The sequence below is a fragment of the Domibacillus mangrovi genome, from assembly GCF_001906925.1.
Lineage (GTDB): Bacteria > Bacillota > Bacilli > Bacillales > Domibacillaceae > Domibacillus > Domibacillus mangrovi.
In genome coordinates this window covers 1-21,722 of record NZ_MRWQ01000005.1, presented here as the reverse complement: position 1 = coordinate 21,722, position 21,722 = coordinate 1, and the positions used below count along the sequence as shown (strand labels likewise).

The following is a 21,722-nucleotide window of genomic DNA, read 5'->3' as shown; positions in this document are numbered from 1 at the left end:
GAAAAATGAACGTACAAAATAAGCAAACCATCACGATCGATATGCGGAGTAAATCCGTTGTGCCGGTGCCGTATTTTACACAGAATGACACGAATGTTTTGGAATTCATCATCAAAAATGATGGAGCAAATGCTGATCTTTCTAACATTGAACGAATCAACGCCGTTTATAAGCGACCGGATGGAATTGATATTTCAAGCTTATTAACCAATGTTGATAATATCATTATGTATGAGTTAGGTGCAGAAGAAATGGCAGTTCCAGGTTTCGGCGATCTTGAATTGCAATTCTACGCTGGGGAACAGCGTCTTACCACGTTAAAACTGAAAATATATTTTAGAGAATCTCTCGGCCCTCACTTTGAAAATGGATCGGGCTATCCGATGCTACAAAAGCTGTTTTTAGAAGTGGCGGAAGCTTCAGAGACAGTAACAGATGCCGGTAATTTTGCAATGGAGAAAGCGGCTGAAGCGGAGCAGGCCAAAGTAGTTGCGCTTGAAGCAGCTGACTCAGCCAAAAGTAATCCACTCATGCCAGTCGCTAACTTTGCAACCATTGCAACAACCTATCCTACACCGGCGACCGGAGACGAAACACAGACGCTGGACGATGGAAAAGTGTATCGATATTTGAATGGTTCGTGGACATATATTCGGGAATTAACACCGGGTCCAGTAGCTGCTCTTACTCAACAGTTAGCCGGTAAAGCCGACATCGATCCGGACTTTGCAACAGGGGGCTACGAGTTACCAGGGGAAGACACAAAGCTGTACCGTGTGAAAAGCAAAGGAATAACGCATACAGTTATGGAAATCGTATCACCGGAACCGAATGAGAACAATGGGAACGAAGCCACAATTGCCCTTATGCGTGAAGTAGACGGGGAATCGGGCGGCCCGGAATTTATGGACATTTACAATAACGGATATGTCGATTCCCGGCAGGCTGGGATCCGGATACAGGCGCGGGGCAGCGGGAAACTGCGCCCGTTTGTTCTTGATTATTTTGACGGTATTACCCGGACAGAAACCTTTAGATCGACACCGGAAGGGAAATCTTATTTTAAGGGTGATGTATACATAAACGGGAAAGCATTAAAGGCTGAAAACAATGAAGCGCCTTTTGATCCTGCGAATACGGAAGGCATAGTTTTACTGACAGGCTCTGATTTTGGTTCATGGGCAAAGCGATACGGTGATCGAATGGAGGTGGATACGGAACATATGCGGAACGCGCGTCAAGGTGTCAAAATCCTTATGGACATGGGAGATAGCAATATGACGGCCATTCGAAATAACAATTTGATGCCGATTGATCTTTCCCGAACGGAAACGATCCGCGTGAACCTGTTCGTGGTTAATGCTCACAATATTGTGGATCTTGAATTGTATTTTGCCGAGACAGCAGATTATACAAACTTCATTTCCTACCGAATCGGAGAGGGCAAACTTTCCGAGGGATGGAACGAGCTCATTATTGATACAGCTAGTTATATAGTCGAGGGTGTGGCCGACTTAAGCACGGCAAAAACATCTATGCAGATCCGGGCCATTCCGGCAGAAACAGGTGGCTGTGAACTTACTTTTGATAGCATGGTTGGCTACAAAAAAGGCAAGGCGAAAGCTATTTTTACGTTTGATGATGGTTGGTTATCGCAATATACAAAGGCGTTCCCGCTTCTTCAAGTACGCGGATTCCGGGGGAACATTGGGGTGGTACCTACTTGGATAGATGAAATTGTTGATCCTGCTTACGAAAAAGTGATGTCGTACAATCAATTTGCTCACCTTTATGAGTACGGATGGGATCTTTTCAATCACACGTATAGCCATCCAAACTTGAACAATGGCACAGCGGCGGCGGCCGTTTCACAGGTTGAACAGTGCCGCGATTGGCTGAACAATGAGGGTTGGACACGGGCGTCTGAAATATTGGCCTATCCTTATGGAGGCCATATAAACATTGCGGCAGATCTCGACTTCCGAAACACGTTACGCTATGCCCGTTCTTTAGTGGAAGGGATCGACTCAAACGTCATACCGGACAAAATGCGCGGGAAAACGCGAAATCTGATTGATGGTGTGACACCCGCTTCTGTTATCGCGGACATTAATACAACCATCGCGGCAGGTGGAACCATCGTGTTTACCAATCACCTTATCGCAGATACGCCGCCTGCAGATCCATATGGCATGTACTATTCAACAGCCAATTTTACACAAATTCTGGATTACCTGTACACGAAGCGAGACGAGATCGAAGTCATTACATTGTCTGAATGGGTTGGCTATATGGAGAGCGTACAAAGTTGAATTTTTTTATGCTTATGTAAGAGCATCCATCCGGGCGCTCGTTTTGATATATAAAAAACTGAAAAGAGGTGATTATTTGCTATCAGTCACACATTTAGATGGGCGGTGTGAGCCGCTTAACCATATTCAAAATGCGAATTTAGAGGAAGAAGTGAACGGAGCATTTACGCTCTCGCTCACTTCTTTTTTAAATGACGATCCGGGTTATGATTTGTTAAATGAAGAATCAATCATTGATCTGAAAGGGCAGAGCTTTCGGGTAAAAGACCTGACCCATAAACGAAACAGCAAAACGGTGCAAACCAATAGTACGTTCTTTGATTTGCTTCATCATTTTGTAGAGGGCATTCAAGGGGGTACTCGGACAGCAGAGGAACAGGCAGCCTTTATTCTTGCCGGTACCGGATGGACATTCGAGGTGCAGGGTGATCTTCCACCACAGTTGTTTCTGAACGCATTCGGCAACAGCAATGTGGTGCAGCTTATTCGCTTAATGTGTGAAACACTCAAATGTGAAGTCAGGATTATGCCGGATAAGCATTTGATTTTTGCGCAGCAGATCGGTAAGGATGAGGACTTTCAGTACCGGTATAAACACAATATTAAAGAGTTAACGCGTTCCGTGGATACAACGGACCTTTTTACAGCGATTAAAGCCACTGGTGGAAATGGTGTTACTGTAGAATATCGGGCACCGACGTACGATTTGTATGGTCCACGATACGCCGAACCGGTCACAAATGATGAAATGACCTCAACAGAAAGTTTGCTTGAATTTGCCAAACAGGAACTTGGTGAACGGTACCTACCACAAATATCGATTGATGTGTCTGTTTCCCAAATGAATGCACAGGGTTATGAAGATGTGCCGGGACTGGGTGACCGCATCTGGCTGATTTATGAGCCAATGGGAATAGAGTTTAAAACACGGGTCATGAAGCGGAAAGGTAATCCATTTAAGAAAGACGGCTTGATTGTCACGCTTTCGAACGTCAAAGCGACATTTTCAGATGTGCTCGTCGAAACCAAAGTGGAAATTGATAAAAATAAGCGTGAATTCCGCTCGAAAATCGAACAAACAAATGAACGAATTACATTTGAGGTTGAGCGGTTGGATGGTGAAGTTCTTGAAGCGTACGCACGTATCCAAATTGAATCTGACCGCATTACGTCCGAAGTTGGGCGCCTTGACGGTGATATTTTAACGGCAAATAGTCGGATCACTCAATTAGCAGACAGTATAACCCTTGAAGTTCAAAAGATCGATGAGAATTTTGGAGAGCTGGAAACACAAGTACAGTTTAACGCGGGAGAAATCAGCAGCAAAGTCAGCTATACGGATTATAACGGGATTGAGATGATATCCCGCATTAATCAGACAGCCGCTGCAGTAAAGATTTCAGCACAGAATATTGATTTAAATGGCATTGTGAGAGTTGCGGATTCAATTGAACTCGGTACATCTGGAAACGGGAAAACAAAGGCAGTTAAATTTAATGGCACGGACGCTTGGATTTATTCAAGTGGCATCGATTCATTAACATTGGATTCCGGGACGATTACGATGCAGGGCGGCACATACTTCGCCGGAGCAGTAAGCTTTTACTCGGCAACAAGTGTTGACTGGGGTACTCATGCACCACCTGCGAGATGGGGGTGAGTAGATGGCTTATTTACGAACGCCCGATGTAGGCGGGATCGGTGAGACATATTTAGATATTATTGTGCAGGATTTACAATACAACCCGTCTCTTTACTATCAAATTGATGTTATATGCATCGAAACAGGGCAAAGATTTGATGTGCGTAATAATAGTGGATCAGGTGGATCAATAGGCGCTTTTAGAACAGGCCAGCAACGTTTTTCGGGCTTAACCCCCGGATCAGCATATAATTTTTATGCAGAAGCGCGATATAACTCATTCGGTACGATTGTAAGAATACCAAGTACCGGCTATTACAGACAAACAACTCATTCACTGCCCGCTGTTGATCCGCCATCGTCTGTAATGCTGTCTCAATACGCCTTAACAGGAAAAGATATTACAATTGAGGCAGAATGGTTAAATCAAGCAACTTCTATTGAATACGATGTGAGTTGGATAACTGGATATCCTGATTATACGTATAGTGTCAGTCCTTATACGGATTTTCACAGAATGACATTCACCGTTCCGAATTATGATACAAGCTATTGGATAGAGGTAAGGTTACGGGGGAATGGCGGCGATAGTTCATGGGTGAGATTATATTTCACGAGTGGATCAGCCCCGATTATAGTTGGGACTCCTAGCGTTACTTTATCTGATTTTAAGAATAATGCAATAACAGCTAACTGGACATACGCTTCAAACGCTTGGTATTACGAAGTCCAATACAAAAAGACAACATCCAGCATATGGTTGTATTCGGCCTATAGCCAAAACGACAATAGCCATGAAGTAACGGGATTAGAACCTGTTACCGATTATCACTTCAGGGTGCGTGGTTATCAAGGCAGTACATTCGGGCCGTGGTCTTCTGTCGTAACAGGTAGAACGTTATCCAATGCACCATCAAAATTTGAGTGGAACACGCTGAAGACTAGCGTGGATTTTAAAACGACTGCTTACGAATGGAATGCGTTAATGGCGAAAATTAATCAGGTGAGGGTATACAAAGGATGGAGTTCATATGGTTTCGATATCGTAGTAGGTGATGGGATAGCGTATGCCTATCAGTTTAATGATGCCAGGTCTAAGATAGCTGATATGAGTCCACCCGTTACTCTTCCGATAGCGGTATCGAAAGGCACACTTATAACACCGGGTCAGTTAAATGGATTAAGAGATAGCTTGAATTCACTGATTTAAAGGGGGATTATCAAATGACTGAAGTGGAAATCGCATTCGGATTGATGGCAGAAGAAAATAAAAAACTGATGAAAGAAAAAGCATTTGCAACAGCGAAACTAATCGTTGCGGAAAAGAGAATAGAAGAGTTAGAATCGGAAAAACAGAAAAAAATAGAGTCCAAGTAAAGAGTGCCCATCTCGGGCGCTCTTTTTATATAGATTTTCATATAGGAGAGTGAGGGGTTCATCATTGGAGGCGAATGACATGCTACAAGAACATGAGCAGCTGATCAAAGAGGATATTTTGCCACGGCTCAAAAGAGTGGAAGATGCACAGATTGATTTTACGAAACAAGTCGAATCGATTAAGGCGTCGCAAACGAGCTTAGAATTAACCGTGATGAAAGATGGAAAAGAAACAAGAGAATTGTTAAAACCTTTTGCAGATCATTACCTAAATCAAGTAACAGCGGAAACGGAATCTAAAAAAGACATTAAATTAAAACAGCTGGATACGCGAGAAAAAATTATCGTTGGGGTAGCAAGTGGTGTTTTGGGGACGGGAGGTTTAGCCGGAATCATAACGGCGATTGTTATGTTAATCAACAGAGGAGGATAAATTAAATATGAAAAATATTGATAACGGAACGATCGTGCGTACGGTCGTTCTTTTTGTTGCACTTTTAAATCAGACATTAGTGCTCATCGGATTTTCCCCACTGCCGTTTGAAAATGAGCAGGTAGAGAACTTTATCACGATTTTACTCACGGTGGTTGCATCTGTATGGGCGTGGTGGCAAAACAATGCAATCACTCGTAAAGCACGCCGGAATGAAGAGATATTGAAGAAGGAGGGTTTGAAATGAGTAAAGAAATCGTTGTCGTCATCGATTTTGGGCACGGCCTTCCAGATCCGGGAGCTGTCAAGTATGGTCAAGAATACCAATATGCAGCAACAATCGGTCGTGAAATCGCAAAACGTCTGCCGAAGGGTGTAAAGGTTGTTTTTACACGTACAACTGATAAAGCCTTAAATTCAGATAAAAGCCGAGATTTAACAGCCCGCTGTGCGGTATCGAACAAAACAGGTGCAAAGCTGTTTATTTCGATCCATTTAAACGCTGGTGGGGGAACAGGTTATGAAACGCTGGTGTATTCACCAAACAAGGAAGCTAACATTGTTCATGCGGAAATTAAAAAAGTGTTAGATGAATACAAGGTAAAAGATCGCGGGATTAAAAAGCGACCCGATTTAGCGGTGTTAAGAGGGACGAAAGCAACAGCCTTGCTACTCGAAATGGCATTCATCGACAATAAAGAGGATATGAATTTAATTAATAATCAGATGTACCTCAATGCGTTATGCCAGGCAACAGCTGATGGAATCGCAAAAGCAATCGGTGTAACTCCTAAATCTGTGACAGGCTCAAGCACAGTTGTGTCAGGATCAGGTCAAGTTACATCAAGCGAAAAGGAGGTAAGGGAAGTGGAATACAAAAAAGACGCAGCACCTTCACCGCGTTTTGAAGAAGCACAGAAGTGGGCGAAGGAAAATGGTATTAGCGACGGGACATACCCGCAACGTCCTGTGACGAGAGAAGAAGTGTGGTCTATGTTACATCGAATGAGCAAAGTAAAATAAACACAAGTATACCCCGGTTGCGACCGGGGCTTTTTTATTTTACAATCACCATGGGCCAAACCTCAACCTCAATTCTTTGCCAATCCACAAAATTGATTTCATCTTCGTGATACCAATCGAAAAATCCTGGGTCCCAGCCATTACTATCATCGACAATGCTTTTTAAAATCAAATTGAAAAAAAGAGTTTCAGTCACTTCTGCACCTCTGCTATTCCAAAGACAATATAAGCCCTGTTGCTTGTCTGCTTTGAGTATTTCCAATTGGATCATCTCCTTTCCTTCTATTATATAAAGAGAAGACCCGATACATTGTAAAGATTAGGTAAATGAAAGGACCGGCCGCAGCCAGTCATACAAGATACTTCTCTGTAATATCTGCAAAAGAGCCAATTTCAATTACTACCTCTCCTGGTAAAGGTATGGAGCCACAGCCGAAATGAACAACAGAATATATGTGGGTTATTCCTACGTACTCCTCATCTTTGATCATATTCCCACAATTCGGACAAGTCATTACAATTTTCTCTGCCATGTAATCAGCTCCTTTGTTCATTAACTAATATAATACTATAAGTCTGGGTAATATGTAATGATAAGGGTAAACTACATTTATTTTTATATCACACAAAGAACGTTAGTTTGATTCAATTAAATGAAGAAGGAGGCTGTGAAATGAATGGATTATTGCTTACGTCGAAAGAAGAGAAAATGCCGATTGAGATCATGTACAAGGCTGTGGATAATACGTTCACGAAACACCGGATCATCGTAACGGCAATTAACCAGGGTTATATTAAAGCCTATTGTTTTACGAGAAAGCAGGAGAGGATGTTTAAGCTTGAGAACATTTTAGCAGTTGCCAAACTGTGCGGGGAAAAACTAAATATGTTTAAAAAATAACACAGAAAAGGTCTAGTGTGACAATAACAATATAAATAATTAATGACCAAAATCCTGACCAAAAAATGACCAAAATATTTGGGCAAAGATTGATGGAAATTGAAAAACGTATTTGCTAAATGCTTATAAATAAAGGATTGTGAGCCTGAATTAAAGAATTTTGAAAAGTAAACACATGTTCCGCACACAAGTTCACCCTTGGGAACGTGAACAATACCTTACTCAGTTTTAATCAGCTAAACCCCTTGAGCCAACTGGCTTTGAGGGGTTTTTCTTATTTTCAGAAAAAACATATTTTTAGCTTGCCCATCTCCGTTGCCCATCATTTGCCCATCTAATTTTGAAAAAAATTTCAATCTAGAAAATCTTTCGTAAAATCTTCAAAGCGGCTCATTTGCGTTTCCTCCATCTTTTTAAACACATGAGCATACACATCGGCTGTAATGGCCATACTGCCATGACCTAAACGTTCTTGCACATATTTCATATCGGCACCGGATTCCAGTTGTAACACCGCATGTGTATGACGCACGGAATGGATCGGAAGAGGTGGAAGTCCCGCACGAGTCGAAATGCGGGAGAAAGCATTAAATATGGTTGATTTCGGCATGAAATGACCATCATCCCAGCACAAGACTAAATTTAAATCATGATGATATTCTTCGTTTAGTATGAGTTTGTGTTGATTTTGATGTTTAGCGTGATGGTGCAGCGCCTGAATCAGAGACTGGCTAATAGTGATGGTTCGATTAGATTGGTATGTTTTGGTGTTGCCGAATAACTTAAAGTTCAGCGTTTTTGTAATGTGCAGCTTCTCCTTTACGCATGCCCGTTTTGATTAATATTCTGAAAAACAACCAATAGATGTAACCGTAACGGTAAGCCTCTGTTAAAAAAGCAGCTATATTACCTGAATCAATGAATGGCAATTCCTTCTTCTTTACAAGTCCCTTAATCGATACACCTTCACATGGGTTCTTTTGAAGTTTATCGATCGTTACAGCTTTACTCATGGCGTTATACATCGTACTATGAACAATTTCAATCGTACGCTTGCTGTAGCCGGCATCGTGAAGGGAATTCAAAAACTTCTGCTACATGATCGGCTTAACATCTTTCAACATAATATTTTTAAAGTACGGAACAATATGATTTCGGATGTTGGCTTCATGCAAATCAAAGGTGTTTTTACGGATCGTATCTTTTTTATATTCATGCAGCCATTCGTGCAAAAAAGATTTAAGCGGGAGAGACTGCTGTTCAAGCCCTTCTTCAATCTCTATCTCCATATCACGGGCAGCAAGCTGTGCTTCTTTTTTCGTTTTAAAGCCGCCTTTCGTTTTTTCACGCTTGCTATGAGAGTAATGATTCTTTTATAAAAAATTTTGATCGTTATGTGTTCCTTATTCAATTGCCCCGAGAACTCCAAAGTCATGTCGGAAAATTAAGTTGAACATATATATATATATATCAACTGTGGAATTGATAGTTTAAAATGTATAGAAGTAGCTATTAAAAATTATAGGAGTGAAGGAACATGAGTGTACATAAAGCCCTTACGTTACATGCGCAAAAACAAAATCAAGTATTTACTGAATTTTCCCTTTTAGACCGACAACGGGAAGATTATATTCAAAGAGCTATAGAATTATGTAAAGCTGAAAAGGATTTTACAACAGACCAAATTAATCAAATCACTTTGCAAATCAATGTGCTTGCTAACCAAAGGTTTATACCTACTCGTAAATTAGTTACACCACAAATGGTTCGTTCATATGTGGAGTCTTTAAAGTAAAATAATCTACTGATCTTAGAGGTAAGAAAAAAGTACCGAATTTCGATGCTCAGGCTGTCGAGAAACGCTCTACAGCCTGACACTCATTATATAGATGAGTTTATATTGTAAGCGCTATTAATTTCGGTGCATCTTTTTTATAAACGATTCAACTTTCTTTCAAACCGACATTCGTTCATTTTGGAAAATCTATTACATACTTGTAAGATGAATCAGTGGAAGAAGTCATTCTATTTGAAAAATTAGGATACCCAGCAAAAGCAGAGGATCTAGTTGAAGTAAAGCAAGAAGATAATAGCCTTGTCTTCAAGCATCAGAAAGACAAAACAGCAGCTATCAAAGAACAGGCAAGAAAGTTAAAAGAAGAACTGCTAAAAAGAGATCAATAAAGAAGAGCCGTATCAGTTGTTATACTGGTGCGGTTTTTTATGTTGAATAAGAAGCTCAAAAACTTTCGGGTATTGTTCTAATCAATCATTTGTTAAGATAAGGATATTGGACAGATATGGAAATGGGATAAAGTTTTAATTTTATATAAATTTAATTGATTGAGGGGTCATTCTGCCGTGAGGTTACTAAAAGTAATTTTCGCATCAGTAATTTTATCATTTATTATTTCATTATTTGGTTCAGTAATAGATTACACTCCATTATCAAAAAGAGAACCAAATATTTACTATTCTTCAATTGGAGAAAGTTTAATCTTCGGAATGATTTACATCACTCCAATTTTGCTCATGCTGAGTATAATAGCCTTTATTATCCACTTATTAATGGAGAAGATTAAACGTATTTCCCATCTAACTAAGGGATTTTTAAGTATAGTAATAGCAGGTACTATAGTAGCGCTAACTATCTTTATCATTGATAAAAGCAATGAAACGGACGATATTTATTTGATACCTAAAGGATTTGAAGGAGATGTTTTTGCATTCTACAACATCAAAGGAGCACTGATGGTTGAAACTGAAGATGGTTATGAAGTGCATGCCATTAATGAAAAAGGATATTTTGTAACATCGAAACCTGATATGGATTATGGCACTGTAACAGATAAATACTATTATGTAGATGAAAAAGGTAATCGAACTCCTATAAGCAATAAATGTGTGAGCTCATTTGGAACGGGTGCCTTTTCAACATCTGAGGGTGACGAAGCAATGGATGTTCATTATACAGGTTTCAAGCTAACAAAAGATAAATGTAGCGATGAATTTATGACAGATAGTTATGGTACGGAAGAAAGTGAAGAAAAGATTATCCATGAAATATTGAGGGATTACTACGGAGTTGAACAATAAACTGTAAGTAAACTTATTGATAAACGAGACAGACTGATTTTTTTCGGTCTTTTTTCTTTGGTTAAAAATCAGCATTGGATCGAATGAAAAAGGATAAAGTTATCAATGAAAAAAGTACGCATCTAAATGAGAGCTCGTAACTGGAATGCGAAGAAAACATTTGTAAACGGTATTCTTTTCGATAGTAAATTCGAAGCCGATTATTACATGCGTCTGCTAGCAGATCCAGACGTTGAAAAGGTTGAAGTACAACCGGTATTCGATGTGATTCCAGCTTACACAGTTATGTACTATCGCTGTAACGGATCAGGCAAGCAGCCAAGCCTGAAAACAGAGAAGTTGATCAATTATACTCTTTGCTCTGGAAAAGGTGAGAAAACAAAGACAGGGGCGAAATACACGGCGGAATTTAAAGTTTATTACAAGGATGGTCGGACAGAAATTGTGGATGTCAAAGGTGGGCCAGCACCTAGGGACTTCACATTACGGCGAAAGCTACTTGAAAAGGCGATCGGGCAGGAAGGGACAGTCATAGAATACAACAAAGACAAATGGAACAGAAAGCGATAAGAAGTGATTGTTATGCTGCAAGGCAGGTGTATCAATATGACATTTTAGATAAAGAATCATTGCAGTTTATCGAACAACTCAGCTTAATTTAAGAGAGGAATGGCATGATGAACATTGGCGATTGGGTTTTAGCAGCGTCTGGCCAGGATAGGTACATCAGCTATATTGATCATTTTTCGGAGGATACTATCGCCGCGTACGTAATAAAAGTGGCCAGAATTATAGACGGGGAGCCGGAATGGATGGAACCCACCCTGGCTATCGTTTCACTAAGATCGATATCTGTAATGAATAATACGCTCGCAAAAGAAGACTATCAGGCAATGATCGATTTAGCGATCATGACTGCAGATAAGGAATGGTTCTTTGAGTTAAGAGAAAGGATGATGCGGGATGCGTAAAACGTTCACAAATATCGAATTTAAAAAAGCGACTGTATTTACTATATACAGTCGCATAATACTATATTGGTGGCCACAGCAGGACAGGGAAAGATGGCAAAAGTTAGATTCATTCAAAAGGGTCTTACGGATAATGGTTAGTTACCTATCAGTATCCGCCACCCTTGAAAGATGCCCCAACGATGATTAACAAAATGAACAAGACAACAATTAGCACAAAGCTAGATCCATATCCACCAGAGCTTCCATAACTCATAACTATTACCTCCTTTCTTGAATATAGTACGAAAAAAGTGAATTGAATCTTGTACAAATGGTCCTATAAAAATTAAAAATTGTTATCTGCAACGATTGCAGCCATGTGAGTGATGACAGTGACATTGTGATGGATCCATATAGCCTGGATCTACGACGACGTTTCTTGTCACAGGCTGATAGATATGACGAGGAACGTTGACAATATGTTGACGATTAACATTTACGATTGGGTGAATAACAGGAACCTCGCGTTTAATGTAGGAATCATGAAATACGCACTTCGGGGGACAGATTATTGGTCTAACAGGACGACACATCAAAAACACCTCCTTGTTTACTCTATTAGATGCACCTCATAGTAACTTGGAAACGGACAGACATCACGGGTGAGATTTTTAATTTGCTATAAAGAACATATACCTAATACAGATAGCTACATGTCCTTTTGATAGGGCGGGAGATTAAAGATACTCCCGCAAATTACTGTGGAGGATGCGGACAAGCGTTACCGGATTACATTAAGCAAGGACTAAAACATAAAAAAACAGCCAGGTTAATACCTGGCTGCAAAAGAGTTAGAATATGATAAAACAGTATATCCACCTTGGGCAATATTATACAAAAAGAGCTGAGGAAAAGTCCTCAGCTGTAAACAATGGAAGGTTCTTACCTATGAGAAAACTTAACACAGTAACAGTTTAACCAACTAAGAGAAATTTATACAAATTAAAACAGCGTGAATAGCAAGCTTCTATCACTGACATTTTTTTAAGGACAAATGGCCTTTATTAAATATGATAACTGCATTGAAAGACTCCCATAAAGCATAAATAGGATAGCAGAAAGCGAAAAAGACAATAAAATGTTTTAAGTCTTGAGTAAAATAATCAGTTACTATATTTAGTTAGCTCACGGAGTTCATGTAAGTTAATAAATCTGTGACTGTAAGAAAAGACACTGTTTTTTCCTGAATAGTTGACTCCAGGAATTTGGAAGGTAATACGGATTAGTTTATATGGAGGATTAAATGATCCTTCATAACCAATTACCCTTAAAGTCACTTCGTAGTGATCGTCTTGCTCATCACTTACAATTTTTTCAATACGTTCAGAATTAAATAGTTGCTTGTCTCCGTTTGCAAACATTGCTTCAAGAATGGATGGACCTAATTCGCGTAGAAAGGCTCGCTCCATTATGTTCGGATACTGATTTTGGGGTGTATACTCTGTTCCAGCTTGAGCATATTCACTGAATATAATAAGACTGGTTAATAAAAATAAGCTAATAATTATTTTTTTCATTCTAATTAATTTCCCTTCAACCTTAATGAATTAGTTATTCACAACGTTTAAAGAAATTATGTAATCAACAGTTCGAACATAACGTAATATAAAAAGCCGGGTTTCCACCCCGACCTTGAAAAACCGGACATTAACATAGCAAAATGCACCGGATAATAAAATTATTTCCAATTAATAAAAGGTTATACAGACAAATCAAATTGTGTTTAGTTGTCACATTAAAGAAAGGAATGACCAGTGAGGTATCCCTTTCAATCAAAGACTATTCAGTTTTAGTGGGGGGTGACGTATCCCCACGTTTACATTATGGACGACTAACGTTTGATTTATACATGGATTGTTAATTCACCAGTCTTTTTATTGCAACGGCTGCTTCATCTAAATTTTCATATTGTTCAACGGATTGAGTTTGAACCATTGTTACTTCAATGATAGAGGTGTTTTTTAAGCAACAAACCGATGCTATAGATTGTCCATCTATTTCAAAGGTATGAGTAATGTCGATCGTGTTGTAAGAACATAACGTTCCTAACAGATCTTTGAGACTATCTAAAGACATATTCAACCCTCCTTAGCAAAATGTCATGGACGGTATTAATGTTTCTAATTAATGAAAAATTATACAAAATAATCAATATTGTATCAAGTAGACACAAATCAATAATCAATTAGGGGGGAAAAGTGATGAAAAAAGGATCAAAGTATTTTTAAATAATGAATGATTGAGTATCCAGATGATGTTGTTTGCTGCGAAGAAGCATTGGAGGTGCTTGACAAGCTACACAGGAAACTGAAATGTTGCATGAAGTAAAACGTTTTGAAAATGAATAATAGGCAGTACGACGATACGGGCAAACAACACTAATGTTGGATGGAAGTTGACTGAAATTGTTGATTTAACAGTTCGTTCCAACGAGCTGGCATGTCAATAGATATTTATCCCACATTAACGGGCAGTAAGACCCCCGCTTCAAGCTGTCGAAAAGAAAAGGAGGATAAGCGGGGGATCAACTGCCCGTAAAAGCCCGATTGGTTCGGGCCGGCTGAAGCCGGTCACTCAGGTATTGCCGCAGGATGCGGTGCTCTTTACCTGAGTTCTTTTTTTATTCAGTGGGGGATGAAGAAAACCCCCACTGAATGAAGTTTCACTTTATATTAAAAAATAAAAATAAATATCTATTATGTATCAACTAAAAAAGGTAAAATAAAGAAATCACGTAGTTAAGGAGAAGAAGGAATTGAAAAAGTCTTTAATTCTATTTTGTTTATCGTTGATTTTATTGTCCCCGTCCTTTGCGCTTGCAGCAGAAACGCCTAGTCAGAAGCCGGAATGGGAAGTCACACCTGACGTCTATAATATTTTGCGGGAACGTGCAGGCATTGCCGTTTACACACACACTTATAAGCCAGTTGATTTTAAAAATATGAAATATGGTTTCAGCAAAATCTATGAACAAACAGATAATTACATCATTGGCCGTCCAGACAACACGAAAGATTATATGATTGTTTCAAAAGATGGTTTCTATGCCGCTTATACTTCACGTGAAAAAGGGGCAGCAATCGACGCGGAAAATGATTCGATGCTATGGAGAAGCCTCCGTAACTATGCATTTGAAGATATTTGGGATGAAGACAATAAATATGGGTATTTTCATTTTGGCAAGCCGCAAGCTACTGATTTGACTGGTGATGTGTTTTTAATGGAAGATTTTCTCATTCCAGAAGGCACAACCATTCACGAATTTTCCATGACTGATTCTCAAAACTGGTATAAACAGTTGCCGGTGGATATGCTAAAAATCGGTGAGCCTAATGTGTTTTCAAAGTACGGGTTTGTGAATGGAATCGCTCTGGATGAAGAAACAAAGTGGCACATGCGGAGTGTTTTCTTTTTAACATCAGAGGGGACGCCAAAGCTCAGCTATAACCCGCGGAGACTACATTGGAAGCTGGAAAATTGGCTGTACCCTGCGTTTAAAGACGTTAGAAAAGACCACTGGGCACGCCAGAACATTACATGGGCATTCCGGACAGGACTGATTCAAGGATTTCCAGACGGACGTTTCCAACCGCTATCACTACTGAAGGAATCGGATTTAACGGTCATTGCTGCAAAATATTTTGGTTTTAAGCCGGGCGCAACATACGGTCATCGGGCCCAACAGTATTATGATTTTTTTAAGCCCTATAACTTACCTTTAAAAGGGTATTCAACAGACGCAGGCAAAAATAGTACCGTGACGCGTGGTCAGTTAGCCCAAGTCATTGCAGCCTCACAAGGCGCCCTTTATGGACCGAACTCTGCAGTAGATTTTATGTACAAGCATGACTTATCCTCTGGTAAAACAGGCTCGAAAACATTTGAAGATTACGGTTATAATGAGCCGCTTACCCGTGCACAAATTTCAGCATTTTTCGAGCGAATGGAAACAGCCGGCATGACGGCGTTGAAATAATGAAAAACTTGGCACGATGAGTCTTTTATGCTTATATTGTGTAAATAAAAATGATACAACTTAATCAAACAATAAAGCATTTGAAAGAAACCAGTTTCTCTTTCAAGTGCTTTTCTTGTATCAATAATACAATTACCCCTACAAGGAGTTTTCATAAAAATAACTTTACGGATATAGTAGTGTTGATTGTCTGATTCAAGCAAAGAAGCTGAGGAATTATAAAAAGATATGATAAAATAAAAGAAAATACAGTTTTTAGGGGGAAATATGGATATTCGGAAACTAAAGACAGATGAAGAGCTTCCATTGGATTTATTGTTATTAGCAGACCCTTCTCAGGCACTTATTGAGGATTATGTTCAGAGAGGAGAATGCTTTTTAGCTGAGAATGAACGTCAAATTATCGGAGTTTATGTGTTACTTCCGACGAGACCTGAAACGGTAGAGTTAGTGAATATTGCCGTAATGGAAACCCATCACGATAGAGGCATTGGGAAACAGTTAATAATAGATGCCCTTCAAAGAGCCAAGTCAAGAGGATACAGAACAATAGAAGTCGGTACTGGAAATTCAAGTATAGGACAATTAGCGCTCTATCAAAAATGTGGTTTTAGAATTACTGGTGTTGACAGAGATTTTTTCATCAGACACTATTCAGAAAAGATTTTTGAAAATGGTATACAGTGCAGGGATATGGTTCGATTATCGCAAGAATTGTAGAATTTGTTAGTTAACAGTACGTGTATTATATTGAAAAGTAATTAGGGATTTTTTCGATTGGAAATTTGGTATAATATGCGTAACGGAATACGTCCCAGATAGGGAAAGCCTGAGGACACTGATTAAGCAGCTGAATTGCTGTGTGATCGGTGCCCTCTTTTTTCGTTTTGAAAGGGGATGAACGTATGAAGCACTTTAAGGAACAGTTAATTAATTGGGAAAAGCATGATATGGAGAGTGAAAATAAGTCGGAGCTTTTAAGAAAGGCACAGAAAAACCTGCAAGAAATGTCTGAAAAGGAATGGTGGACGCATGAGCAAGCAATTGGAGTTCTTTTTGGCAGAGATTTACTGGGGGAAAAACGAAAGCAGCTGTGAAATCGGTACTAGAGAGGTATCGTTATTTTCATTTATCCCGCATTAACGGGCAGTAAGACCCCCGCTTCAAGCCGTCGAAAAGAAAAGGAGGATAAGCGGAGGATCAACTGCCCGTAAAAGTCCGATTGGTTCGGGCCGGCTGAAGCCGGTCACTCAGGTATTGCCGCAGGATGCGGTGCTCTTTACCTGAGTTCCTTTTTATTCAGTGGGGCTAAGAGGAAGGCAGACTAAGATCGTCACGTCCTGTGACAACGTCTGCATGATTCACATCCTGTGAACCTAACCCCCGCTGAATGAAGTTTCACTTTATCTGAACCAGTGAAAATGACACCAAAAGTAACAGCCAGTTATTCTATCGAGCCGCCAGCATTTACAAACGGGTTTCATTCTGCTTAAACAACTAATATGTATAAGGCAGGAAGTACCTGGACAATATGTATGAAAAAAGAAAGGCAGGTAATTTGATACGATGCATTCACTGCATATAACATTGAAAAAGGAAAGGGAGTGATCACCTGTGGAAAAAGCGAAAATCAGTGCCCATCAGCTATTCACACTTCTTTTTTTATTTGAACTTGGTAGTGCTTTGGTGCTTTCGCTTTCCAGTGGGGCGAAACAGGATGCATGGCTGGCGATTCTCATTGCAACGGCCGGTGGTTTTTGCTTATTTCTCATTTATTATCGCCTTTACTACTACTATCCAGATAATTCACCAACGGAATATATGCAAATTTTACTAGGATCTGTATTAGGAAAACTAATGGCTTTCTTTTTTATTCTCTATTTTGTGTATTCAGCTGCAAGCGTATTGCGCGGTTTTGGGGAAATGTTGGTTACCGTTGCTTATCCTGAAACACCTTTATTTGTCATCAATGCTCTGTTCATTGTGGCGATTGTTTATACGGTTTACAAAGGAATTGAAGTCCTTTCCCGAACGAGTGAAATATTGTTTTTTATCATCTGCCTACTGATTGTTAGCATCATCCTTTTAACTATGTTTTCAAAGATTATAGATATTAATAACTTAAAACCAATATTCGAAGAAGGGCTTTCACCGATTATCAAAACGGCTTTTACAGACACACTGTACTTTCCATTTGGACAAGTCGTCGCATTTACGGTGATTTTTCCTGATGTTACTGAACGTAAAAAAGTGAAACGTACCGGACTATGGGCAATCGGAATGAGTGGTTTTACATTGTCTCTTATTACAGCTATGAACATAAGCGTTCTTGGTGTTGATCAAACTTACCATTCACAATTCCCTCTTTTAACGACGATCCAGATGATTGAATTAGGCGGGTTTTTAGAGCGTTTAGATATTTATTTTATTCTTTTTGTCATTCTCGCTGGTTTTATTAAAATAAGTATTTTTTTCTATGCGGCGGTGTTGTCCGTGGCTCATTTATTTCAGCTGAAACATCCTTCTCGCCTTACTTATCCAATGGGAATCGTCGTTTTATGGGTATCCATGGCTGTCGCAAGCAGTATTACAGGATACACTCAAGAGTGGAGAAATTTTGAATTGCCGTATATATTTCCTTTATTTCAAGTAATCCTTCCCCTTTTTCTTCTCCTCTTTGCTTCTTTGAAAAACAGAAAGCATTCTAGATAAAATAAGATCACTTTTATGGAGAGATCCATTTGAGTTACAATATCTCGACCAGCTGCTGGTACTCCTCCGAAAAAGAATGGCCAGAGAAAGGCGGGGGATTAAAATGGTGGCAGCAAATATTGATGTGGCTTTTATTAACTAGTGTTCACAAGCCCATCTATCCTTATCTCGCTCCTGCTTAGAGTCGTAAGCAGGATGACTTTGTGGTACATAGTCTGGATATTTTTTATATAATTCGTACAGTTGTTAAATGATTCTTTTTTATTTATATTAATATTTCACTTTATTCCTTTCAGCTATTAAAATTGAAAGAACATTAAGTATTACGATGTTCTTGTCTGAAAAGTATAATGGGGAATGGGAGATGAGATAAATGAATAAAAAAGACATTACTAATATCCGAAAGCAATTTAAATTAGACAATCCTCTTATGAAAATTCAGGAAATCCTCAATGTTTATGTGAAGAAAGAATCAGGGGAGATTTATCATCAAGTCAGTCAACCATTTCAAATGTTAGAACAGGAAACACAAGAATTGTTTTTAGCAAACTTTAAAAAGGTTTTGACAGGTCATCTTGACGCCAAATTGTTTGAGCTGAAATTCAGGCGTGATGTGGAAGACAGCACACAAACGACTCTTTTTGAAGGGTTACGAGCAGAATCCACGGAAGATTGGAACGAAAACATGCTGAAAATTGTCGAGAAAATGTTTGCTCATGCTGCTTATGAATTTGATACAGTGGTAACATTTATCCGTGGAGAATATCAAAAGGCGATCAGAAAACGAGATTTGGAATCCGAAGAAGGAGGGAGTGATGAGGTTTATTCCAACGAGTTTATCCTTTGCAGTCTCAATCAAACCGTTCAGCCGAAAAAAGCCTTGCTATTTGATTACATCGAGAAGGAATTCAAATCGAATAACGCAGTTGATCCCATCATTAATTTGGCTTCCCCCTTAACAGGTTTTTTGTTTCCTGCCTTTAATGATGATTCAGCAGATATTAATCATATTCTCTATTGTGGAGGAAAAGTGAATCAACCAGAAGGTTTATTTATAGAAGAAGTTCTCAACTGTGAAGAGATTATTACTGCTATGGAAGATAAGGACAGCTTCGAACAGATCTTAAAAACAGTAATGGGAGACAAAGTAGATTCTATAGTCATATCTAATGTTTATGAGGAAATTAATAAAATGGTGCAGGAAAATGAAGAAGAAAGTGAACCCCCTATGTTGGATTATCGGGACATCGAACGCATATTAACGGTAAGTGGCGTCGAAGAAGTAGATACCGCTAAAATGGAACATGCCTTCAAAGATGTCGTAGCGGACGAAAAATATGAGTTCAAAGCAAGCAGTCTAGTTCCAAAAAACATTAAAATCAATACGAAGGTGGCAGATGTATCTGTCAGCCCGAAAGACCTGAAAAATATAAAATATATTACTTACAATGGAAAACGGTGCTTATTAGTAGAGATCGATGAAGATGTAGTCGTCGAAGGATTTCGACTAGAAACAAAGACACTCTAGTGGATTTTGAGGGACAGGTGGATCGTCTATACTTATCTGGACAGAAAAAATAAGGTCACGTACACTTGACCTAAAACAGATGAGAAGTCCAGATCATGACCAAGCGAGAGCGCTGTACCTTCACGCCCGAGTTCAAAAAACAAATGGTTCAGCTGCACTAGAACGGAAAGTTAAAACGAGCGATTATCAACGAGTATGATCTGACCCCGTCTTCGCTTGATCGGTGGATTCATCAAGACGAAACATCTGGATCATTCAAAGAAAAGGACAATCGTTCTGTTGAACAGCAGGAACTTTTGGCACTCCAAAAAGAGCTGAAGCAATTGCGAATGGAGAACAATATTTTAAAGCAGGCAGCGCTGATCAAGGGACGAAAGTAAATGTCATCAAGCGAAACTAAGACAAATACTCCGTATCAGCCATGTGCAGCGTCCTGCAGATTTCCCGAAGTACGTTCTATATGGTATTTTGTTTCATAAGGGATGCCTCTTCTCGTAAATGTTTAGTTGTACTTACATTTTACAAGAAGGCGTCTCTTTATTGTTTTTATGGGGAATTATTCATAAGCAACAGGCGTGTTATAATGTAACTATTACTTACTAAGACGTGAAAAGCAAACTATTCAAAAGATTAGGACGCAAAGCCGACAGGTCTAAAATCAAATTGGTTATGATGGCTGGGTTGCCTCTAAAATGAGAGGGATAAATGAATGATTAATATGGACACAAGCACTCAAGTATTAAATGAAACATCTGTTTTAGCTGCATTAGAGTCAAATTTAGCAATGATAGAATTCAATCTAAATAGAAAAGTTATTTGGGTAAATGAAAATTTTGCAAAGACTTTAGGCTATACAGTTAATGAAATGAAAGATATGCAGCATAAACAATTTTGTACGGTAGAGTTTAGAAATAGCAGAAAATATGAAGAACTATGGGCTAATCTTAAAAGGGGAGTAAAGTTCCAAGAAAAAATCCAAAGGGTTGATAAACAAAAAAATTTACTTTGGCTCGAAGCTACCTATACCCCAGTCCGAAATGAAGAGGGTAAAGTGGAGGCAATTCTTAAAATCGCAACCAATATTACGGAACGTGAAAACAATACAAGAAAAATCATTTCTCAATTAAAAGAAATGCCCGTAGAATTAGTAAATATAGTTGTTGCAAATTCTACTGAAAAAATACAAGCCATTGAATCACTAAAAGAACAAACGGATCTAATCAGTGAAGTATCTAAAATTATACGTAATATTTCTTCTCAGACGAATATGTTAGCCTTAAATGCAGCCATTGAAGCTGCTCGTGTGGGAGAACATGGACGAGGTTTTAAAGTCGTGGCTGATGAGGTACGAAGGTTGGCGGGAAATGTTGATAATTCAATTAAAAATGTGAATTCGAATGTAGAAAATATTATAAAAGAAGTAGGAAGAGTTAGTAAAATAACAGATGATTTGCAACAAACAGTTATGGAAGCCCAATCTAAATTCAATAAGAACATTGAAGAATTTGAGAATATGGCTAAATAAAAAGAGTACTGAAAACAAGCGTTTATGCTTTAACCTTTATCTATTAAGGTTTGTAATCTTAACGTACAATTTTGCCGAAGAGTTGGTTGTGCCCTTTATTTAACTATAGGAGTAGGTGAATGCACTTAAAGAATAGGTCATTCATCTTTATTCGGCAAGGATACCCCCACTTCAAGCGTGTGAA

At 39.0% G+C, this 21,722-nt stretch carries 24 protein-coding genes, 2 pseudogenes and 1 riboswitch; of the genes and pseudogenes, 20 read left to right on the top strand and 6 right to left on the bottom strand.

Annotated features, from left to right (window positions below):
• Positions 1-5 precede the first annotated feature (5 nt).
• The 7 genes from BLL40_RS05185 (at position 6) to BLL40_RS05160 (ending at position 6,787) form a co-directional block, all read left to right on the top strand.
• Positions 6-2,312: a polysaccharide deacetylase family protein gene (locus BLL40_RS05185; protein WP_073710868.1), complete on the top strand. Its 2,307-nt coding sequence runs from the start codon at positions 6-8 to the stop codon at positions 2,310-2,312.
• Positions 2,313-2,388: 76 nt separating this feature from the next.
• Positions 2,389-3,972, top strand: coding sequence for a phage tail spike protein (locus BLL40_RS05180; RefSeq protein ID WP_073710867.1), 1,584 nt, complete (start codon positions 2,389-2,391; stop codon positions 3,970-3,972).
• A 4-nt stretch (positions 3,973-3,976) separates the two neighbouring features.
• Complete coding sequence (locus tag BLL40_RS05175) at positions 3,977-5,164, top strand: fibronectin type III domain-containing protein (protein ID WP_073710866.1); 1,188 nt, start codon at positions 3,977-3,979, stop codon at positions 5,162-5,164.
• A gap of 14 nt (positions 5,165-5,178) precedes the next feature.
• Positions 5,179-5,331, top strand: a complete 153-nt coding sequence (locus BLL40_RS17345; protein ID WP_159434194.1) for a hypothetical protein — start codon at positions 5,179-5,181, stop codon at positions 5,329-5,331.
• A gap of 79 nt (positions 5,332-5,410) precedes the next feature.
• Positions 5,411-5,764: a hypothetical protein gene (locus BLL40_RS05170; protein ID WP_073710865.1), complete on the top strand. Its 354-nt coding sequence runs from the start codon at positions 5,411-5,413 to the stop codon at positions 5,762-5,764.
• Positions 5,765-5,771: 7 nt separating this feature from the next.
• The gene (locus BLL40_RS05165; protein WP_073710864.1) at positions 5,772-6,011 is read left to right on the top strand and encodes a phage holin; all 240 of its coding nucleotides are present in this window, start codon (positions 5,772-5,774) and stop codon (positions 6,009-6,011) included.
• Positions 6,008-6,787, top strand: coding sequence for an N-acetylmuramoyl-L-alanine amidase (locus tag BLL40_RS05160; RefSeq protein ID WP_073710863.1), 780 nt, complete (start codon positions 6,008-6,010; stop codon positions 6,785-6,787). Before BLL40_RS05165 ends, BLL40_RS05160 begins: the two co-directional genes overlap by 4 nt.
• Before the next feature lie 34 nt (positions 6,788-6,821).
• Here the strand turns inward: BLL40_RS05160 and BLL40_RS05155 are convergent, their stop codons facing one another.
• Positions 6,822-7,058 (bottom strand): hypothetical protein, encoded by a 237-nt coding sequence (locus BLL40_RS05155; protein ID WP_342743113.1) that lies wholly within the window; start codon positions 7,056-7,058, stop codon positions 6,822-6,824.
• A 79-nt stretch (positions 7,059-7,137) separates the two neighbouring features.
• Entirely contained in the window at positions 7,138-7,320 is a 183-nt protein-coding gene (locus tag BLL40_RS05150; RefSeq protein ID WP_073710862.1) for a hypothetical protein, read from the bottom strand.
• Between the two features lie 140 nt (positions 7,321-7,460).
• Here BLL40_RS05150 and BLL40_RS05145 point away from each other — a divergent pair, with 140 nt between their 5' ends.
• A complete protein-coding gene (locus BLL40_RS05145; protein WP_073710861.1) occupies positions 7,461-7,688 on the top strand; it encodes a hypothetical protein in 228 nt (75 codons plus the stop codon).
• 352 nt (positions 7,689-8,040) lie between these two features.
• Here the strand turns inward: BLL40_RS05145 and BLL40_RS18190 are convergent.
• A pseudogene (locus tag BLL40_RS18190) lies at positions 8,041-9,061 on the bottom strand (tyrosine-type recombinase/integrase); the annotation flags it as partial.
• 164 nt (positions 9,062-9,225) lie between these two features.
• Between BLL40_RS18190 and BLL40_RS05135 the strand changes: the two are divergent.
• From BLL40_RS05135 to BLL40_RS05120, 5 genes are all read left to right on the top strand, one after another.
• Positions 9,226-9,483 carry a DUF2533 family protein gene (locus tag BLL40_RS05135; protein WP_073710860.1) on the top strand — a complete coding sequence of 86 codons (258 nt, stop codon included), beginning with the start codon at positions 9,226-9,228 and terminating at the stop codon, positions 9,481-9,483.
• A 215-nt stretch (positions 9,484-9,698) separates the two neighbouring features.
• On the top strand, positions 9,699-9,872 hold the full coding sequence (locus BLL40_RS17340) for a hypothetical protein (protein WP_159434193.1): 174 nt from the start codon (positions 9,699-9,701) through the stop codon (positions 9,870-9,872).
• Between the two features lie 177 nt (positions 9,873-10,049).
• Positions 10,050-10,784 carry a DUF6843 domain-containing protein gene (locus BLL40_RS05130; protein ID WP_073710859.1) on the top strand — a complete coding sequence of 245 codons (735 nt, stop codon included), beginning with the start codon at positions 10,050-10,052 and terminating at the stop codon, positions 10,782-10,784.
• A gap of 126 nt (positions 10,785-10,910) precedes the next feature.
• The gene (locus BLL40_RS05125; RefSeq protein ID WP_073710858.1) at positions 10,911-11,354 is read left to right on the top strand and encodes a DUF1064 domain-containing protein; all 444 of its coding nucleotides are present in this window, start codon (positions 10,911-10,913) and stop codon (positions 11,352-11,354) included.
• Between the two features lie 104 nt (positions 11,355-11,458).
• Positions 11,459-11,755, top strand: a complete 297-nt coding sequence (locus tag BLL40_RS05120; protein ID WP_073710857.1) for a hypothetical protein — start codon at positions 11,459-11,461, stop codon at positions 11,753-11,755.
• Between the two features lie 148 nt (positions 11,756-11,903).
• Here BLL40_RS05120 and BLL40_RS05115 read toward each other — a convergent pair whose 3' ends face one another.
• The 3 genes from BLL40_RS05115 to BLL40_RS05100 all read right to left on the bottom strand — a co-directional run bounded on the left by BLL40_RS05115 (position 11,904) and on the right by BLL40_RS05100 (position 13,873).
• Entirely contained in the window at positions 11,904-12,011 is a 108-nt protein-coding gene (locus BLL40_RS05115) for a YjcZ family sporulation protein (protein WP_073710856.1), read from the bottom strand.
• Between the two features lie 889 nt (positions 12,012-12,900).
• Positions 12,901-13,314, bottom strand: a complete 414-nt coding sequence (locus BLL40_RS05105; protein WP_073710854.1) for a DUF3888 domain-containing protein — start codon at positions 13,312-13,314, stop codon at positions 12,901-12,903.
• Positions 13,315-13,654: 340 nt separating this feature from the next.
• Entirely contained in the window at positions 13,655-13,873 is a 219-nt protein-coding gene (locus tag BLL40_RS05100; RefSeq protein WP_073710853.1) for a hypothetical protein, read from the bottom strand.
• 679 nt (positions 13,874-14,552) lie between these two features.
• On the opposite strand from BLL40_RS05100, the gene BLL40_RS05095 reads away from it, so the two are divergent.
• From BLL40_RS05095 to BLL40_RS17990, 7 genes and pseudogenes are all read left to right on the top strand, one after another.
• On the top strand, positions 14,553-15,773 hold the full coding sequence (locus BLL40_RS05095; protein ID WP_073710852.1) for an S-layer homology domain-containing protein: 1,221 nt from the start codon (positions 14,553-14,555) through the stop codon (positions 15,771-15,773).
• Between the two features lie 267 nt (positions 15,774-16,040).
• Positions 16,041-16,493: a GNAT family N-acetyltransferase gene (locus BLL40_RS05090; protein ID WP_073710851.1), complete on the top strand. Its 453-nt coding sequence runs from the start codon at positions 16,041-16,043 to the stop codon at positions 16,491-16,493.
• A 185-nt stretch (positions 16,494-16,678) separates the two neighbouring features.
• Positions 16,679-16,870, top strand: coding sequence for a hypothetical protein (locus tag BLL40_RS17335; RefSeq protein WP_073710850.1), 192 nt, complete (start codon positions 16,679-16,681; stop codon positions 16,868-16,870).
• 517 nt (positions 16,871-17,387) lie between these two features.
• Complete coding sequence (locus BLL40_RS05080; protein WP_073710849.1) at positions 17,388-18,485, top strand: GerAB/ArcD/ProY family transporter; 1,098 nt, start codon at positions 17,388-17,390, stop codon at positions 18,483-18,485.
• Positions 18,486-18,858: 373 nt separating this feature from the next.
• Positions 18,859-20,013 carry a DUF4317 domain-containing protein gene (locus BLL40_RS05075; RefSeq protein ID WP_073710848.1) on the top strand — a complete coding sequence of 385 codons (1,155 nt, stop codon included), beginning with the start codon at positions 18,859-18,861 and terminating at the stop codon, positions 20,011-20,013.
• 95 nt (positions 20,014-20,108) lie between these two features.
• A pseudogene (locus tag BLL40_RS17735) lies at positions 20,109-20,473 on the top strand (transposase); the annotation flags it as partial.
• Between the two features lie 142 nt (positions 20,474-20,615).
• A riboswitch (cyclic di-GMP riboswitch) is annotated at positions 20,616-20,702 on the top strand.
• 20 nt (positions 20,703-20,722) lie between these two features.
• Positions 20,723-21,538, top strand: coding sequence for a methyl-accepting chemotaxis protein (locus tag BLL40_RS17990; RefSeq protein ID WP_073710846.1), 816 nt, complete (start codon positions 20,723-20,725; stop codon positions 21,536-21,538).
• The last annotated feature ends 184 nt before the right edge of the window (positions 21,539-21,722 follow it).